This is a genomic window from Methyloversatilis sp. (assembly GCF_030696805.1).
Classification (GTDB): domain Bacteria; phylum Pseudomonadota; class Gammaproteobacteria; order Burkholderiales; family Rhodocyclaceae; genus Methyloversatilis.
Genome location: NZ_JAUYRO010000025.1, coordinates 1 through 18,141 on the forward strand (window position 1 = coordinate 1; position 18,141 = coordinate 18,141).

The 18,141-nt window shown below is 66.6% G+C and carries 11 protein-coding genes and 2 tRNA genes; 6 read left to right on the top strand and 7 right to left on the bottom strand.

The annotated features are described in order from the left end of the window. Positions 1 to 107: 107 nt before the first annotated feature. The 5 genes from Q8R75_RS03010 to Q8R75_RS03030 all read left to right on the top strand — a co-directional run bounded on the left by Q8R75_RS03010 (position 108) and on the right by Q8R75_RS03030 (position 6,725). Positions 108 to 181 (top strand) — tRNA-Cys (locus Q8R75_RS03010). A 39-nt stretch (positions 182 to 220) separates the two neighbouring features. Beyond that, positions 221 to 296 (top strand) — tRNA-Gly (locus Q8R75_RS03015). Between the two features lie 555 nt (positions 297 to 851). Continuing rightward, a complete protein-coding gene (locus Q8R75_RS03020) occupies positions 852 to 2,525 on the top strand; it encodes an AMP-binding protein (RefSeq protein WP_305614578.1) in 1,674 nt (557 codons plus the stop codon). A gap of 355 nt (positions 2,526 to 2,880) precedes the next feature. Beyond that, positions 2,881 to 3,648, top strand: coding sequence for an alkaline phytoceramidase (locus Q8R75_RS03025; protein ID WP_305614579.1), 768 nt, complete (start codon positions 2,881 to 2,883; stop codon positions 3,646 to 3,648). 290 nt (positions 3,649 to 3,938) lie between these two features. Continuing rightward, a complete protein-coding gene (locus tag Q8R75_RS03030) occupies positions 3,939 to 6,725 on the top strand; it encodes an AMP-binding protein (RefSeq protein WP_305614580.1) in 2,787 nt (928 codons plus the stop codon). Between the two features lie 303 nt (positions 6,726 to 7,028). Here the strand turns inward: Q8R75_RS03030 and Q8R75_RS03035 are convergent, their stop codons facing one another. From Q8R75_RS03035 to Q8R75_RS03045, 3 genes are read right to left on the bottom strand one after another with little or no spacing between them, the layout of a single operon-like run. After that, complete coding sequence (locus Q8R75_RS03035; RefSeq protein WP_305614581.1) at positions 7,029 to 8,105, bottom strand: calcium/sodium antiporter; 1,077 nt, start codon at positions 8,103 to 8,105, stop codon at positions 7,029 to 7,031. Between the two features lie 28 nt (positions 8,106 to 8,133). Next, positions 8,134 to 8,658 (bottom strand): DNA-deoxyinosine glycosylase, encoded by a 525-nt coding sequence (locus tag Q8R75_RS03040; RefSeq protein WP_305614582.1) that lies wholly within the window; start codon positions 8,656 to 8,658, stop codon positions 8,134 to 8,136. Continuing rightward, entirely contained in the window at positions 8,658 to 9,539 is an 882-nt protein-coding gene (locus Q8R75_RS03045) for a tetratricopeptide repeat protein (RefSeq protein WP_305614583.1), read from the bottom strand. The genes Q8R75_RS03040 and Q8R75_RS03045 overlap by 1 nt, the downstream gene beginning before the upstream one ends. 510 nt (positions 9,540 to 10,049) lie before the next feature. Here Q8R75_RS03045 and purL point away from each other — a divergent pair. Beyond that, the gene (gene purL / locus Q8R75_RS03050; RefSeq protein WP_305626133.1) at positions 10,050 to 14,048 is read left to right on the top strand and encodes a phosphoribosylformylglycinamidine synthase; all 3,999 of its coding nucleotides are present in this window, start codon (positions 10,050 to 10,052) and stop codon (positions 14,046 to 14,048) included. A 236-nt stretch (positions 14,049 to 14,284) separates the two neighbouring features. On the opposite strand, the gene Q8R75_RS03055 is transcribed toward purL, so the two are convergent. The 4 genes from Q8R75_RS03055 to Q8R75_RS03070 are packed head-to-tail and all read right to left on the bottom strand — an operon-like array spanning position 14,285 to position 17,922. Then, on the bottom strand, positions 14,285 to 15,322 hold the full coding sequence (locus Q8R75_RS03055) for an ADP-ribosylglycohydrolase family protein (protein WP_305614420.1): 1,038 nt from the start codon (positions 15,320 to 15,322) through the stop codon (positions 14,285 to 14,287). Then, on the bottom strand, positions 15,319 to 16,170 hold the full coding sequence (locus Q8R75_RS03060; protein ID WP_305614421.1) for a phosphatase PAP2 family protein: 852 nt from the start codon (positions 16,168 to 16,170) through the stop codon (positions 15,319 to 15,321). The genes Q8R75_RS03055 and Q8R75_RS03060 overlap by 4 nt, the downstream gene beginning before the upstream one ends. A 7-nt stretch (positions 16,171 to 16,177) precedes the next feature. Further along, on the bottom strand, positions 16,178 to 16,987 hold the full coding sequence (locus tag Q8R75_RS03065; protein ID WP_305626132.1) for a metallophosphoesterase: 810 nt from the start codon (positions 16,985 to 16,987) through the stop codon (positions 16,178 to 16,180). After that, positions 16,984 to 17,922, bottom strand: a complete 939-nt coding sequence (locus Q8R75_RS03070; protein ID WP_305613800.1) for a diacylglycerol kinase family protein — start codon at positions 17,920 to 17,922, stop codon at positions 16,984 to 16,986. The genes Q8R75_RS03065 and Q8R75_RS03070 overlap by 4 nt, the downstream gene beginning before the upstream one ends. Positions 17,923 to 18,141 lie beyond the last annotated feature (219 nt).

Below are 18,141 nucleotides of genomic sequence, written 5' to 3' on the forward strand. Positions count from 1 at the left end.
AAGGTTGAGGTCGCGAGTTCGAGTCTAGTTACCCGATCCAAGATTAGAAAAAGGGGAAGATCGTCTTCCCCAATTTGATTGTAGCCCACCGAACGGGCTGCACCACCGGCGAGGTGGCAGAGTGGTCATGCAGCGGCCTGCAAAGCCGTGTACGCCGGTTCGATTCCGACCCTCGCCTCCAGTTGCACCTTCCGGGTGATCGGCTCCGATCACCCGCATCGCGGGAATAGCTCAGGTGGTAGAGCGCAACCTTGCCAAGGTTGAGGTCGCGAGTTCGAGTCTCGTTTCCCGCTCCAACACTCAAATGGCGGCCCTCAGGCGGTACCTCCCGGATCGCGATTTCCCGTACCCGCTGCCGGTTGTGCATGCCCGCTGAAGCCGGAACCACAGTTCGCGTGGCGGGCTGCCGGGGTCAGGTCGTACGCGGGCGGTCCGTCGCGGCCGGAACCAGTCCTTTGGTCAAACCCCGGGAATTCTCGCGCTGTCTGCCGATCGACCGTTTCGGCTAGCGGTAACGACGCCGCCCTGATCAGCAAGGCTTCTGCAGCGCCTCGTTCCGGTCAAGGCGCTGCCGCGCCGGTTCGCAAGTGCGAGGCCGCAGTCGCGCCTGGCGGGTGGGCGATGGCGAACGGAAGGCGGCCGGCCCGCATGAATCTGGACCAGCGGACGCGCTGCCCGGACGGCTGCTCACCACCCGATCCGCCGTGCTAGATTGGTGATGATCCCGGCCCGATCTGACCGGCAGGATCAGATGATGCGTCTGCGAGGCTGGCAAGGGGCCTTCGCGGACAGTGAGCGTAGACCCGGCGCCCGCATCTCGCCCCATGCAACATGACCAAGGGAGGCGCCGCATGAAACCTGTCTGGTTGGCCCGCTACCCCGCCGGCGTTCCAGCCGAGGTCGACGTCCGCCGCTACGCCTCGCTGGTCGATCTGTTCAAGCAAAGCTGCCGCAAGTTCCACGACCGGCCGGCCTTCACGAGCATGGGCACAACGCTGAGCTATGCCGAAACGGACAGGCTGGCGCGCGATTTTGCCGCGTATCTGCAAAGCCTCGGTCTCGAACCCGGGGCACGCGTAGCCATCATGCTGCCCAACCTGCTTCAATATCCGGTGGCACTGTTCGGCTGCCTGCGCGCCGGACTGGTCGTGGTCAATGTCAACCCTCTTTATACGGCGCGCGAACTCGCGCACCAGCTGGTCGATTCCGGGGCCGTCGCCATCGTGGTAATCGAGAACTTCGCCCATGTGTTGCAGGAGGTTGTCGCCGAGACAGCAGTACGCCACATCGTCACGACCCAGATCGGTGACCTGTTCGCGCCAGTGAAACGCTGCCTACTGAACCTTGCCGTCAAGCATGTCAGGCGTATGGTGCCGTTCTGGCGTCTGCCCGGGTCCGTGCCATTTCGCAGCGCGCTGAAACTCGGTGCCGGCGTTACGGAGCGTGCGCCAGTTGTCAGCGCCGAGGACATCGCCTTCCTGCAATACACGGGTGGCACCACCGGTGTGGCAAAGGGCGCCGTCCTCACCCATGGCAACCTGGTGGCCAATGTCGAGCAGACTTCGGCCTGGATCGGCATAACGCTCAGGGAAGGCGAGGAGGTCATCATCACGCCGTTGCCCCTCTATCACATCTTCGCACTCACCGCGAACTTGCTCACCTTTGTACGATGGGGCGCAAACAATGTGCTGATAGCCAACCCACGTGACCTTCCCGGCTTCATCAAGACGCTGTGCGAGACCCGCTTTACCGCCATTACCGGCGTCACCACGCTCTACCGCATGCTGCTTGACGCGCCGGGCTTTGTAAAAGTGAAGCAGGCCAATGGTGATGCGTTGAAGGTGGCCGTGGCGGGCGGCATGGCACTCCATCCCGTGGTGGCAGAGCGCTGGCAGAAGTTGATGGGTGTGCCGCTGATCGAGGGCTACGGGCTGACCGAAGCCTCGCCCATCGTTTGCGCCAACCCGATGAATATCGACGGCTACACCGGTTCGATCGGCCTGCCGCTGCCGTCTACCGAAGTGATGATGCGTGGCGAGGACGGCCGTGAGTCGACGCCCGGCGAGCCGGGCGAACTTTTCGTGCGCGGTCCGCAGGTCATGCGAGGCTACTGGAACATGCCGGAGGAGACTGCACGGGTTCGGGACGCCGATGGCTGGCTGGCCACTGGCGACGTGGTGACCCTCGACGACACGGGCTTTCTGCATTTTGTCGATCGCCGCAAGGAAATGATTGTGGTGTCTGGCTTCAAGGTTTGGCCCAGCGAAGTTGAGGAAGTGCTGCTCGGCTTGCCGGGTATCCGGGAAGCGTGCGTGACCAGTGTGCCCGACGAAAAAAGCGGCGAGTCGGTATGCGCCTGGGTGGTGAGCAGCGACACCACGCTCACCGAGCGGCGGATCATCGATGCATGCCACACGCAACTCACGCATTACAAGGTGCCACGCCGCATCGTTTTTCGCGATTCGTTGCCCAAGTCACCGATCGGCAAGATCCTGCGCCGCAAGCTGACGGAAAACGGCGTCTGAGACCGATGCAGTCGGCCATCGTCATCCCCGCCATGTCCCCCGCGGTTGCAGGATCGAGGCGTGAAGACCGTACCCGGCCGCGGCAGCGCGATGCTGCACTCGCGCTGCGGGAGGGTGCGGCAGGCCGCGGCGCCTTGCCGCCGGAGTTTTCAACACCTGCGCCTCGGTGCGATTCGGCGCTTCACGTCAGGCACGCGCGAACCTGCCTGGGCGGCCCCGGTCATGGCAGATCGTCGAAGGAGGACAGGGCGGCGATTGCCCGATGCACCATCGCCTGCCTGCGCGCCAATCGGGCTCCGTGCCACGTCGATCACCCCGCGCGGGCCGCAATGGTGGCGCCGACGGCGCACCTGTCGTGAATCGTCATACCGCGTTTGCCGCGTTGGCCGCCGTACTGACCGCGCTGGTCTTTCTGATGCCGCCCGTCGCTCAGCCGGTGAGTTACCACGATTTTGCCGATCGGCGCGGCTGCTTCGGAATGCCCAACTGCCTGGATACCGCCAGCAATGTCCTGTTCCTGCTTGCCGGCGCCTACGGGCTGCATGGCCTGCGCCGTCTGTCTGCCAGGGCAGGGCAGCGTGCCTTCATCGATTCGCGCGAGTCACGGGCCTATGCGGTGTTCTTCTTCGGCATTGTGCTGATCGGTTTCGCTTCGGCCTGGTACCACCTCGCACCGGACAACCAGCGGCTTGCCTGGGACCGGGCTGCGATGGCGCTGGCCTTCATGGCCTGGTTCGCCACCCAGCTTGCCGAGCGAGTGAGCGTGAGGGCCGGCCTGGCGCTGTTGCCCATACTGGTGGTCGCGGGGTTGTGCGGCGTCCTCTACTGGGCCTGGAGCGAGACGCAGGGCACCGGTGACCTGCGGCCCTGGCTGCTGGTGCAGCTCGCCCCGATGGTGCTCGTACCACTGCTGCTTCGGCTCCATCCAGCGCGTTACAGCCATCAGCGCGATGTATTCGCAGTCCTCGGCCTGTATGGACTCGCACTCCTGTTTGATCTGGGCGACCGCGCTGTGTTCGCGGTGACCGGCGGTGTGGTCGGTGGCCATACGCTGAAACATGTCGTTGCGGCCCTTGCTGCGTACTGGGTCGCGCGCCACTTGCGCCGGCGCAAGCCGGCGTGAGGAGGGGCTGTGCGCCAAGGTGCTCCGAACGATGGCCGGCTGCGCCCTTGCCGGCCGCATGACCCGGACAGTCATGGTGCCGCTCGCACGTCCGCTTGCCGGCCATTGCGGCGGTCGCCGACGTTGCGCCACTGCGCATGCTTCGGCGCCCGGCGAGTGGTCATGACGTTTTCCGCCTTCGCCCACCCGTTCGGCGAGAGCCACTTGACCCGGTCGGCCAGCAATGATGACCGGCGGCCACTGCGCGCGCGTTGCTTTGTGGTCGCACACGCATCTGCAAAGGACCCACCATGAATCTCGACCATCGGCTGCTGGCGATCCTGCGTGTCCTGGCGGTCGAGCTCAAGCCCGGCGCGGGCGACCTTTCGACTTTCGGCATTGATCATCGCCTGGAGCGCGATTTCGGTCTGGACAGTCTCGCGCGCGTGGAACTGCTGGCACGCATCGAGCGCGAGATGGGTGTACGGCTGGGCGAGGCGGCGCTTGCCGCCGAAACGCCACGCGACCTGCTACGTTTGATCGACGATGCGCCACAGACGAGCACGCCGGTTCCCGGTACCTTCGCCCCGGGCCCGGCTTCCGGCCACTTCATAGCGCCGCCGGCCGAACTCGCCACGCTGACCGCAGTGCTTGACTGGCATGTCCGCCACCAGGGAGAGCGCATCCATATCATTCTGCTCGGTGGGGATGGTCGGGAGGAGGCGATCAGCTACGCGCAGCTGGCCGCGGCTGCGCGCGATCTGTCGGCCGGCCTGCTGGCGCGCGGCGTGCTGCCGGGCAGCCGCATCGCCCTCATGCTGCCCACCGGGCTGGATTTTTTTGCCGCATTCTATGGCGTGCTTCAGGCCGGCTGTGTGCCGGTGCCGCTCTACCCGCCGGCCCGGCCCGCGCAACTGGAAGAGCACCTTCGCCGCATCGCCGGCATCCTCGCCAATGCGGGCGCCCGCTGGTTCATCGCCGATCCGCGCGCACGTGCCTTTGCCCACGCGCTTTCCGGCAAATGTCCGACGCTGGCCGGCATCGTCACCGTTGCCGAACTGAGCGTTCCGGTCGCGGTGGCGCCAATTCCCCCACTGCCTGTGCCCGCCTCGCTTGATCTCGCTTTCATCCAGTACACTTCCGGCAGTACCGGCGAACCGAAAGGCGTCGCGCTTACCCATGCCAACCTGCTCGCCAATATCCGCGCCATGCGCCAGGCGGCGCGGGCGACCTCCGCGGACGTCTTTGTGTCGTGGCTGCCGCTCTATCATGACATGGGGCTGATCGGTGCCGGCATGGGAAGCATGGTCGTTGGCTTTCCGCTGGTGCTGTTGTCGCCGCTTGCCTTTCTCGCCCGCCCAGCGTGCTGGCTGGAGGCCATTTCCCGGCATCGTGGCACGCTCTCGGCAGCGCCCAACTTTGCATACGAAATCTGTGCGAACAGGCTCGCGGACAGCGAACTCAACGGGCTCGATCTATCCTGCTGGCGCATGGCCTGCAACGGTGCCGAAGCCGTCAGCCCGGTCACGCTGGATCGATTTGCGGCACGCCTGGCGCCCTATGGCCTGACGCGCGAGGCACTGGCGCCTGTTTACGGTCTGGCGGAATGTTCGGTCGGACTGACCTTCCCGCCGCCCGGGCGCGGCCCGCGGATCGACCACGTGGCGCGCAGGGCACTGGCGGACGAGCGACTTGCGCTGCCGGTCGGCGACGATGGGGCTGACGAGCAGGCCGTACCCGGCTGCGGACACGCCTTGCCGGGGCACGAGATCCGCATCGTCGATCCCGCCGGCCGCGTCCTTGCCGAGCGGCGCGTCGGACGCATCCAGTTCCGCGGGCCGTCGGCGACAGCCGGATACTTCGAAAATCCCGCGGCGACGGCTACGCTGTTCGACGGCGACTGGCTCAACACAGGCGATCTGGGCTACCTCGCCGATGGCGAACTGTTCGTTACCGGTCGCGAGAAGGATCTCATCATCCGCGCCGGCCACAACATCCATCCGCAGGAACTGGAAGAGGCTGTCGGCCGCATCGCTGGCGTCCGCGCCGGCAATGTGGCGGTGTTTCCCGCGACGGACGCACACGCCGGCACCGAGCGGCTGGTGGTACTCGCCGAAGTACGCGCGGCGATCGATGCACATACGCGTATCCGCGCCGAAATCGAGCGACTTGCCATCGAACTTACCGGTCTGCCGGCCGACGAAGTCGTGCTCGCCCCGCCAGGTACCGTGTTGAAAACGTCCAGCGGCAAGCTGCGCCGCGCGGCCTGCCGTGCCGCCCATGAGCACGGCACGCTGCTGCGCGGTGTGCGTTCTCCACGACTGCAGGCGCTCGGGCTGTTGCTGGACGCCGCGAGCGCCCGCCTGCGTGCCCTGCTGCGGACGGTCGCTGGCAAACTGTGGTCAGCCTTTGCCTGGCTGGTGTTCGCGCTTCTGGCGCCGCCATTCTGGTTGCTGATCGCACTGGCGCCGACGCTGGCGCAGCGCCGCGCGGCCGCCCGCACCGGGGCACGCCTGGCACTGGCGGCCGGTGGCATCCTGCCGCGCGTGACCGGTCTGGAAAATCTGCCGGACAACGCCCCTGTGGTGGTGGTCGCCAATCACGCCAGCTATCTCGACGGTTTGGCGCTGACCGCCGCACTGCCTGCGCGCTTTGCCTATGTCGCCAAGCGGGAACTGCTCGACCATCCGCTGTCGGCGACGCCTCTGCGACGGCTCGACGCAGCTTTCGTCGAACGCATCGAGACCGCTCGCGGCGCGGAGGAGACCCGGACGCTGGAGGCGCGGGTCAGGGCCGGCGATTCAATCGTTTTCTTTGCCGAGGGCACTTTCCGCGAAGCTCCAGGGCTGTTGCCTTTCCGCATGGGCGCCTTCCTGGTGGCGGCGCGTACCGGTGTGCCGGTTGTTCCGGTCAGCCTCGGCGGAACCCGTGTCCTGCTGCCCGGATTGCGGCGCTGGCCGCGCTACAGCCCGCTGGTCGTGACGATCCACGCGCCGCTCGTTCCCGCGGGCGCCGACTGGCACGCAGCGCTGGCTCTGCGCGATGCCTCACGGGCCGCAATCCTCGCGCAACTGGGTGAACCGGATCGCGCGGCGTGAGGACGACCGGTTCCGGCGCAGCAGGAGCGCTCGCCCGACCCCTCTCGCGCAGGTCGCAGACTGCTTCCGCGGTCGGGATCCTGTGCAAGCGGGCTCGCCTCGGCATGAGGTCAGCGGTGCGATTGTTGATAGGCCCGCCAGAGATACCCGCGACAACCTGGTTTCGCCCGGGATGCCTCGCGCACGGGACGAACGGAGCGGTCGAATGCCGGCGGGTCATCCTGGTTAAACGCGGCCGTCCTTGCAGCGCAGAATCCGTTGCGGCACCCGTGCGCCAGCTTCGGCAAGTGGCCCGCGCGGGGGTCAGCCGGAGCGCTGGCGCATGTGGCGCACCACGATGACGGCCAGCGTTATCGCGGTAAGCGGCAGGGCGATGGTCTGCATCACGAAGGCGTAGTCGCCGAGCGCGTCGTGCTCCTTGGCGGCCATGATGAGGTAGAGCGTATACGCGATGTAGTAGGCGAAGAACAACGCGCCTTCCCAGCGGGCGATCAGGTTGCCGGTCATGAAGATGGGCAGGCAGGCGATGGCGACGGCGGTCATCACAGGGATGTCGAAAGCCAGCATTGAAGGCGGCAGCGTAAGCGCAGTCGGTGCCACCATCGAGGACACGCCGAGTGCGCCCAGGATGTTGAAGGTATTGCTGCCGACAACATTGCCCACCGCGATGTCGCGCTGTCCGCGCAGCGCCGCGGTGACCGACGCGGCGACCTCGGGCAGCGAGGTGCCGGCGGCGACAATGGTCAGTCCGATCACCGCTTCGCTCAAGCCGAGGTAACGCGCGAACACGATGGCTGCTTCGACCAGCAGGTTCGAGCCGAGTACCAGCATGCCCAGGCCAGCCACGATAAGCGCCAGCTGCACCGGTAGCGTCGCATCCCAGCCGGTACTTTTCTCTCCGACGCTGTCCGCGTATTCGTCATTGAGCGCCTTGGTCTGACGGCGGCTCTGCACGATGAGGAAGGTGGTGTAGATGATCATCAGCGCGACGAAGATCGCGCCGTCGGTCACCGATATGCCGCCATCAAGCGTGAGTGCGGCGAACAGCAGCGACACGCCGATCATGATCGGCACTTCTTGACGGATGAGCTGCTTGTCGACCAGCAGCGGTGTGATCATCGCCGACAGGCCGAGGATGAACAGCACGTTGAAGATGTTGCTGCCGACGACGTTGGCGACCGCCATGTCGGTCTTGCCGTTCCAGGCCGACTGCACCGATACCGCCAGTTCCGGCGAGCTGGTGCCGAATGCAACAATGGTGAGCCCGACCACCAGTGGCGAAATGCCGAACGACAACGCAAGTTTCGAGGCGCCGCGTACCAGCAACTCGGCCCCCGCGATCAGTGCAACAAGGCCGAGGCCGAACAGCAGGAAAGTCATGAAATCGTATCCATATTATCAAGCGCCGTCAGACAGCGACGACCTGTGAGGGTTGCAGGGAGGCCCGCCATACCTGCAGCTTGTCGGTCGCCGAAAGTCCGGCGTGGGCCGGGCTGGTCGACGGCAGTCGGAGCATGTCCAGCGGGCGGACGTACGGCATTACGTCGCGCCGGAAACAGGTTTCAGCCAGCGCGCCATTGAACAGCACGCGCTGGATGCCGGCGTGGCGCTGAAGAAACACAACGAAGTCGTTCGCCTGGGCCGAGCGCAGGTCGATCGCCGAATCCAGACTGCCGAGTCGTTCACAGCTTGCCAACACGTCCCACAGCGCGAGGCCGGCGCGCGTCAGCACGGCCAGTCGTTCCGCGTACGGCAGTGCGGGATGGGCACCGACGAGGGTGCCCATGATGGACCAGAACTGGTTTCGCGGATGGGCATAGTACTGGTTGGCGCCAAGCGACGCTGCTCCGGGCATCGAGCCCAGGATGAGCACGCGCGCCGTGGCCGGGTCGGCCACCGGGGCGAAGCAGCGGATGCGCGTGCCGTCCGGCATCACTTGTTCAGCACGGCCGCCAGTTCGCGGCGATAGTGGCGCACCAGCGGGTGGTCGCTGCCGAGCAGGTCGAACAGATCGATCAGCGTGCGCCGGCCCGCATCGTTGCCGAAATCGCGGTCGCGTCTGACCACTTCGAGCGCCTGTTTCATCGCGCCCTCCCAGTCTTCTTCCGCTGCGTGCAGTGCCGACCATTCGAGGCGTGCAGCCAGATCGTCCGGATTGCGCGCGATGCGCGCCGCGTAGTCGTGGTCGGCATCTCCCGGCTGGCGTCGGGCGACGGCGATGCGCGCGTACAGCGTGCCGATGCGCGCGCGGTCGTTCATGTCTTCCGGCAGCGCGTCGAGGGCGGCCTGGGCTTCGTCGAGCCTGGCCTGCGCAATCAGCGCCTCGACCCGGCCGAGCATGGCCGGTTCGAACAGCGGATCGAGGCCGAGTGCGGCCTCGTTCAGCGCCAGCGCGGCGTCGGCATCACCGCGCAGCAGCGCAGCGCGCGCCTCGTCACAGGTCGGTTCCGCTGGCGACGGCAGCAGGGCGTCGACGAATTCGCGCAGTTCGCGATCCGGCAGCACGCCGGTGAATTCATCCACCATCACGCCGCCGACGAAGGCCTTCACGTTCGGAATGCCACGGACGCCGAAGCGGCGCGCCAGTTCCGGGTTGTCGTCCGAATTGATCCTGGCCAGCCGGACCCGGCCGGCATAGCTGGCGGCCAGCTCTTCGAGCCGTGGCGTCAGCGCCTGGCAGGGCTGACACCAGGGGGCCCAGAAATCGACGAGTACCGGCATGCGCTGCGACGTGTCGATCACATCGCGCTGGAAGTTGGTCAGTGTCACTTCGATGACGTCGCCGCCGGTCGCGTCGGGGGCGTCGGGATGCATGTTCATTCCTCATGTAAGTCGTCGATCCGGGCTGCAGTCTGCGCCCGCACCTCCGGATGCAGTGGAGCATACAAACATCAAGCCCGGGCGGGGGACAGATGTTGCACCGGCGCCCTGAGAGAACGGCGGTCGCCCCGCGATCTGCACCGGCCCGCTGTTGGAGCGGCGTCCTCGCCGCGATGAGTGCCGCGATGGTCCCTGATCAGAGTGCAAGTGTGGGAGCGGCGTCCCCGCCGCGATCAGTGCCGCGATGGTCGCTGATCAGAGTGCGCATCGCGGCGAGGACGCCGCTCCCACAGGAACAGCTCCCACGCGTTTCGCCCCAACCCTGCGCCCGGAGTAGCGGCGGCCAGCGGGCCGTCCGCAAGGGCATGCTGAATGCGCCCCGAGCGAACTGCGAACAAAACGCCATCTCAACGATCCGACTGCGGTGATCGGTGCCCCCTATATATAATTGCGCATTCGGATCCGCGTGGCGGAGTTCGGCGTCCTTTCCTCCAGTTTCCCCTCATGACCCTCATTCTGAAGCTCCGCGGTACCCCTGCCTTTTCCGAAGCGCGTCTGGCGCGTCTGGCCGACGATTGTCGTGCGACGGTCGGCAAGGTGCGCGACGTGCGCGCGACGCAGCACTTTTTCGTCGAATGCGGCGCGTCACCCGGCGCCGACGAACTGGCGCGACTGCACGCGCTGCTGGCGGCCGAACCGGCGGTCACGCCGGCTGCGGTTGCGCTGCTGGTGACGCCACGGCTGGGCACCATTTCGCCCTGGTCGTCGAAGGCAACCGACATCGCGCGCAATTGCGGGCTGACCAGCGTGCTGCGCATCGAGCGCGGTGTGCTGTACGAAATCGAGCTGTCACGCGGCCTGCTGGGCGCGGCGTCGCTCGACGCGACCGAGCGCGCGGCGCTGTCGGCGAAGCTGCACGACCGCATGACCGAATCGGTGCTGGGCAGTCTTGACGACGCCGATGCGCTGTTCAGCCATGTGCCGCCGCGTCCGCTGGTCAGCGTGTCGCTCGGAAGCGGTGGCAAGGAGCAGGGCCGCGCCGCGCTGGTGCACGCCAACAGCGCGCTCGGCCTCGCGCTGTCCGACGACGAGATCGACTATCTTTTCGCGGCGTATTCGAAGCTTGGCCGCGATCCTACCGACGTCGAACTGATGATGTTCGCGCAGGCCAATTCGGAGCACTGCCGGCACAAGATATTCAACGCGAGCTGGAACATCGACTACGCGACGCAGGAACTGAGCCTGTTCGGCATGATCCGCGAAACCCATCGCGCGACCCCTCAGCACACCGTGGTGGCGTATTCGGATAATGCGGCGGTGATCGAAGGCGCGACGACTGCGCCGGTCGACCGTTTCTACCCGGACCGCGAGGGCCGCTGGAGCTGGCACGCCGAGCCGATGCACTTCGTGGCCAAGGTCGAGACGCACAATCACCCGACCGCGATTTCGCCATTCGCCGGCGCCGCGACCGGCGCCGGCGGCGAAATCCGCGACGAGGGTGCGACCGGCCGGGGTGCAAAGCCCAAGGCGGGTCTGGCCGGATTTTCCGTGTCCAACCTCAACATTCCGGGCTTCGAGCAGCCGTGGGAGCGGGTCGACGGCGAACTGTACGGCAAGCCCGAGCGCATCGCCTCCGCGCTGCAGATCATGATCGACGGCCCGCTCGGTGCGGCCGCATTCAACAACGAATTCGGCCGTCCGAACCTTGCCGGCTACTTCCGCACTTTCGAACTGCCCTTCATGGGCGAAATGCGGGGTTATCACAAGCCGATCATGATCGCCGGCGGCATCGGCAACATCAGCGCGCGCGACGCGCTGAAGATCGTGTTCCCGGCCGGCACGAAACTGGTCGTGCTGGGCGGCCCGGCCATGCTGATCGGACTGGGTGGCGGCGCGGCATCGAGCATGACTACCGGCACCAACACCGCCGACCTCGACTTTGCGTCGGTGCAACGCGGCAACCCGGAAATCGAGCGGCGCGCGCAGGAAGTGATCGACCGCTGCTGGCAGATGCAGGACGACAACCCCATTCTCGCAGTGCACGACGTCGGCGCCGGCGGCCTGTCGAACGCGCTGCCCGAGCTGGCGCATGGTGCCGGCCACGGCGCGTGGTTCGATCTGCGCGCCATCCTGAGCGAAGAGTCGGGCATGAGTCCGGCCGAGTTGTGGTGCAACGAATCGCAGGAGCGCTACGTGCTGGCGATTGCGCCCGAGCGGGTCGAAGACTTTCGCGCGCTGTGCGAGCGCGAGCGCTGCCCGTATGCCGTGCTTGGCGAGGCAACGCCGGATGGCCAGCTGACGGTCGAAGATCCGCACTTCGGTACCAGGCCGGTCGACATGTCGATGGACGTGCTGCTCGGCAAGCCGCCGAAGATGCACCGCACCGTGCAGCGCCGCCCGGCCTTCGCGCCGCCGATGGACGTCGCCGCCTATGACCTGAAGGACACGGCCTACCGCGTGCTCAGCATGCCCTCGGTCGCCAGCAAATCTTTCCTGATCACCATCGGTGACCGCTCGGTCGGCGGCCTGACTGCGCGCGACCAGTTCGTCGGCCCCTGGCAGATGCCGGTGGCCGATGTGGCCGTGACCAGCGCCGGGTTCAGCGGCTACCAGGGCGAAGCATTCGCGATGGGCGAACGCACGCCGGTGGCGCTGCTGAGCGGCCCGGCATCCGGCCGCATGGCGATCGGCGAGGCAATCACCAATCTTGTCGCCGCAGACGTGCGCAGCTTCGATCGCATCAAGCTGTCGGCCAACTGGATGGCCGCCGCCGGGCACAAGGGCGAAGACGCCGCGCTGTTCGACACGGTGAAGGCCGTGGCGATGGATTTCTGCCCCGGACTCGGCCTGTCGATTCCGGTCGGCAAGGACAGCCTGTCGATGAAGACGCGCTGGACCTCGGGTGAGGGGGATGAGGCGAAGCAGAAGGAAGTGGTGTCACCGCTGTCGCTGGTCATCACGGCGTTCGCGCCGGTCGGCGACGTACGCAAGACAGTCACGCCGCAGTTGCTGATCGACCCCGAAGTCGACACCGAACTGTTGCTGCTCGATCTCGGCCAGATGAAGAACCGCCTTGGCGGCTCGGCGTTTGCACAGGCATACGGCGTGGTGGGCGAACATGCACCGGACGCCGACGCGGTGCTGCTGGGCCGCTTCCTGCCGGCGATCAACCGCCTGCGCGACGAAGGCTATCTGCTGGCGTATCACGACCGCTCGGACGGCGGCCTGTTCGCCACCCTGTGCGAAATGGCCTTTGCATCTCGGGTCGGTCTGTCGATCAACCTCGATACGCTTGCTTACGACCCGCTGCTGGTCGACGTCGATTCGCTGGCCAAGAAGCCGGACGCGGTGCGCGGCCGCTTCAACGACCGCACCTTCTCGGCGCTGTTCGCCGAAGAACTCGGCGCAGTGATCCAGATCCGCGTCGCCGAGCGTTCGAAGGTGATGGATGTGCTGCGCGAAGGCGGGCTTTCCGGCGTCACGCACGGCATCGGCAGCCCGAATGACCGCGACGAAATCCGTCTGTGGCACAACGCCAAGGTCATCTTCAGCGAAGCGCGCAGCGATCTGTTGAAGGCCTGGAGCGAAGTCAGCCACCGCATCGCCGCGCTGCGCGATGATGCGAGCTGCGCCGAAGAGGCGTTCGCGCTGCTCGACGACACGGATGACACCGGCCTGTTCGCGGCCCTCACCTTCGAGCCGCAGGAAGATGTTGCGGCGCCCTTCGTGAGCAGCGGCAGGCGGCCGAAGATCGCCATCCTGCGCGAGCAGGGCGTGAACGGCCAGGTCGAGATGGCCGCCGCCTTCGACCGCGCCGGCTTCGAAGCGCACGACGTGCACATGTCCGACCTGATGGCCGGGCGCGTGAAACTGGCCGACTTCAAGGGTCTGGCGGCCTGCGGCGGCTTTTCTTACGGCGACGTGCTGGGCGCCGGCGCCGGCTGGGCCAAGTCCATCCTGTTCAATGCACAGCTGCGCGACGCCTTCGCCGAATATTTCAACCGCGAAGACACGTTTGCACTGGGCGTGTGCAACGGCTGCCAGATGATGAGCCAGTTGCGCGACATCATTCCGGGCGCGGCACACTGGCCGCGCTTCGAGCGCAACCGCTCGGAGCAGTTCGAAGCGCGCTTCACGATGGTCGAACTGGTCGAGTCGCCGTCGATTTTCTTCCGCGGCATGTCCGGGTCGAAACTGCCCATCGTGGTGTCGCACGGCGAAGGGCGCGCAGTGTTCGACGACCTGCAGGCGCAGTCGCTTGCCCGGGTCGCGATGCGCTACATCGATCACGATGGCAAGGTCGCCGCGCGCTATCCGCGCAATCCGAACGGCTCGCCCGACGGCATCACGTCGGTCACCACGGATGACGGCCGAGCAACCATCCTGATGCCGCACCCCGAGCGCGTATTCCGCAGCGTGCAAATGAGCTGGCACCCGGAACACTGGGGCGAAGACAGCCCGTGGATGCGCATGTTCAGGAATGCGCGGGTGTGGGTGGGGTGATCTGACGGTGGCTTGTGCTGCAAAGCGGCTGCAGGGGTGATCCCTGTTCGGTGACGGAGCGGCCCCTTTCCTCTGAGGGTACGGACCCTGTGGGAGCAGCGGCCCCGCCGCGATAGGCACTCTGCACGATGGCCATTGCTGCACGATCGCGGCGAGGCCGCCGCTCCCACAAGGCCACCGTTCCCGCAGGGCCGGCATGCCAGGCATCGACGCGTGCGACGCGGCCGGGTTTGTCGTCAGCCGCCCTTCAGCGCCAGCGCAGACAGTTTTCCGAGCAGGTCCTGCAGGCGGTCATGCTCATGCAGCCCGTTGATCCACGCCTGCGGCACCGCATGCATGCCGCCCTGCGCACCCAGCAACGCACCGAGCACGACGCCGCGGTGGCAATTGTCGCCGCCGAGCCGTGCGTTCGAGATCAATCCGGTGCGTAGGTCGGGGCCATACTTCACGGCCAGGAACAGCGTCGCCGGCAGTGAATCTTCCAGATAACAGGCAGGGCTGAACTGAGCGCCGACGACTTCTTCGTCCGGGCGCGTGCGCACCCACGAGCGGTAGGGCCAGGTCAGCGCGGTGTGCGCGGCGCCGCCTGCTCGCTCGATGGCGTCATCGATCGGCACGCCCTGCAGCAGGAAGTACATCAGGTCGGCGAACACTTTCGCCGCCTCGGCTGCGACCGGGCCCTTGTGCGTCAGATCGATGTGCGACGCCACCGCTTCGTGCATCGCGTGGCGGTCGGTCGCGTGAAACAGGATGAGCGGTGTCAGTGTGGCCAGGCCGCCGATGTGGATGTCTTCGATGCCGCAATGGTCCAGTTCGCGGCCTTCGGCATAGTGCCTGAAGAAGGCGCGGTGGTATTCCTCGACGTAGGTATCGCCGTGCGTGCCGGGCGTCAGCATGAAGTCCAGGTAGCGGCGCGCGAAATCGTCGCGGTCGTACTGGCCGCACTCGACCAGTGACTCGGCGAGCAGTGCTGCGAGCCGGATGTTCAGCGTGTTTTCGCCGGCGTGCAGGAACTGGTGGTAATGGATGCCGCGCGGCCCGCCCCAGAAGCGCGCCTGGTCATGCAGGATGTCGTCGGTCGCGTCGGTGTGCTGGTACGTGCTGCGCCACAGGATGCTGTCCGGATGCGGATTGTGCGGCGCCATGTAGTGGTCGATCTCGCCATAATCGACTGCGATGCGGCTGCGCGTGTAATACCAGTGCACCGGCATGGCCAGTGCGTCGCCGATGAAGCTGGCCCACCAGGCCGCTTCGAGGCGCGAGTGATCGATCATGATTGCTGCTCCTTGTGGACCGCAGTGCCTTCAGGCATTTCGCTGGCCGGATGGTTGCATGTGCGAGTCGAACGTCGACGAAACAGCGCGGCGATGGTGATGCACAGCGCGAGCCACGCGGAGCCGGATGCGAATCCGGCCATCACATCGCTCGCGTAATGCACGTGCAGCACGATGCGGCTCAGTGCGGTCACGAGCGCGATCGCGACAGCGCTCAGCAGTACTGGCAGATGCCAGCGAGCCGGCAGCAACTGCATCAATATCCAAGCGGCCATGCCGTAAGCCACCAGCGTGCCTGAGCTGTGGCCGCTCGGGAAGCTCCAGCTGGTTTCCCAGCTCTGGCCATGTTCGTGCAGCGGGCGCACGCGTTCGAACATCGCCTTCAGTGAATGATTCAGCAGCGAATTTCCGCCGATGGCGGCCACCAGGGCAGCGGCGAGCAGACGCTCCCTGCCCGCCAGCAGCGCTGCTGCACCCGCGATGCACAGCGCAGTCAGCACGACGGTGTCGCCAAAGTGCGTGAGGCGCGCGAACACACCCAGCGTACCGGCAGACTGATGCGCTGCCATGGCAGCGGCCAGCGCATGGTCGAGGCGCACCAGTCGGCCGTCGGCAGACACCGCGCTGGCGATGGCGGAAAATAGTAGCAGCGCGCACAGCAGGCAGATGGCGCCGGTGGTTGCGATCTGTACGCGGGTGCGGGCGCCCGCCGGCCACAGTCGCCGGGCGGTGGTGTGGCCTGCGGTGGCCAGTGCGAAGGCGACACCGAGCGTGCCCAGACAGAGCGGTACCGCATGCTGCGCGATGAAGTCGGCCAGCAGCTGCGGGTGGGCAAGAAGGGCGTTCATTGATGGCTCAGTGATGCGCATCCAGCGCCAGCGCACTCAGTGCGCCCGGCTCGAAGCGATCGCTTTCCGCGCAGTAGTCCCAGCGCTCGACAACGGCGGCGCGCGCGCCATGCAGCGTGATGGCGCGGATCAGATTGATCGAGTTGCCGGCCTCCGGTCGCGTGCGCTCCGACACCGCCGTGCCGGCCTGCACGGCCCACGCGGTGCGCAGGCCGTCGCCGTCGAGCCGGCGCACGAAGGGCAGGTGGATGTGGCCGCCCAGAATGAGGTCGGCGCCCGCGGCCCGCCAGCGGATGACCGCCTCGTGATGACCATGCACACGGTTGTGCTTTTCGCCGGGTCGGCTCACCGCCACCGGGTGATGCAGCATGACAATGCGCAGTGCGTCGGCCGGTGCGCCATCGAGCGAGCGCGCAACCGCTTCGATCTGATCGGCCGACAGTTCGCCATCGACATGGCGGTAGGCGCGGGTCGAATCGACGCTGACGATGCGCACGCCTTCGGCATCGAACACCGCATCGTGCGCAGCGCCGAAGGCGCGCCGGTAGCTGCGGTAGGGCACCAGCAGACGCTCGAAGACGTTGAACAGTGCGATGTCGTGATTGCCGGGCAGGGTGACCTGCGCCGCAATGCCCAGGCTGTCGACGAAGGTGCGCGCAGCGGCGAACTGGCTGGCGCGCGCGCGCTGCGTGATGTCGCCCGACAGCAGCAGCACGCCGGGCCGCTGCGCCTGCGCCAGCCGACGCAGGGCGTCGCACACCGCCGGCCGTTCGACGCCGAAATGGGTGTCGGAAATCTGCATCAGCAGTGCACTCATGCCGTCGGGCCCTGCGGCACGATGAGATTCAGCGCGTCCGGCAGCGCCTCGAAATGCAGTGGCGTATTCATCCAGGCAACTTCGCCGTCGGTGGCCACCTTGATGTGCCGGCGCCGGCGCGAACTCAGGTTGATCGATCGGAAACTGAAATTGACCACGCGGTCTGCGTCGCCCAGTCGACCCAGCGCGCCGCGCACCAGCAGCCACAGCATGGCCAGCTTGCCGGTCGGGCGCAGCGTGATGCCGGCCAGCCTGCCGCGTGCGAGCTCAGCCGCTTCGGGCAGGCCAAGTTGTTCCAGCTGCAGGCGGTTGTTGCCGACAAACAGTGTCACCGTCCGGATCGTGCGCCGCTCGCCGCCGTGTTCAATGTCCAGCGTCAGTCGGCGATGTTCGCGCAGCAGCGTCAGCAGACCAGCCCAGAAAGCGACGAGGCGGCTGCGGCCAAGCTGTCGTTTCCACTCCTCGCGGTTTTCCAGCAGCGCCGGATACAGGCCAAGACTGGCGTTCACCAGGAACACCCGGTCATTCACCCGGCCCACCTGCACCGGCCGCACCTCGCCGTCGAGCAGCAGGCGTACGGCGGCTTCGGTGTCGGCTGGAATGCCGTGTTCGCGGCTGAAGTAGTTGAACGTGCCCTGCGGCAGCACGCCGAAGGTCAGCCCGCTGCCCAGCATCGCCTGGGCGACGGCATTGATCGTGCCATCGCCGCCCGCCGCAACGACGATGCCCTGTTCGGCGCCCGCCCGTTCCACGGCGTCGCGCGCCAGTTCGGGCAGCGTCTGTCCTGATTCGACCATCAGGATGTGGTGCGTACGACCGGCGGCAGTCAGCACCGCAGCGATGGTGGCGCAGGTCTGCGCGGCATCGCTGCTGCCGGAGGCGGCGTTGAGTACGATGAAAAGCGGCGCGGCCTGCGACGAAAGCGGGGGGGGCATCGGATGTACCGGGTGCGGGTTGGAACCCGGGAATCTCACATGATAGGCAAGCCGATGAGCTTAATCAGCCGGACGATGCTGACAATTGCCGCCTGGCTGCTGCGCAAACCTGCAGCGCGCACAGGGCAAGGTCGAGCCGGCGTCGGTCATGGGCACAATTGTCGGTGAGACGGCTGGCCGACGGCGTGGCGCCACAGGCGGTAGCGATGGCCGCGCTTC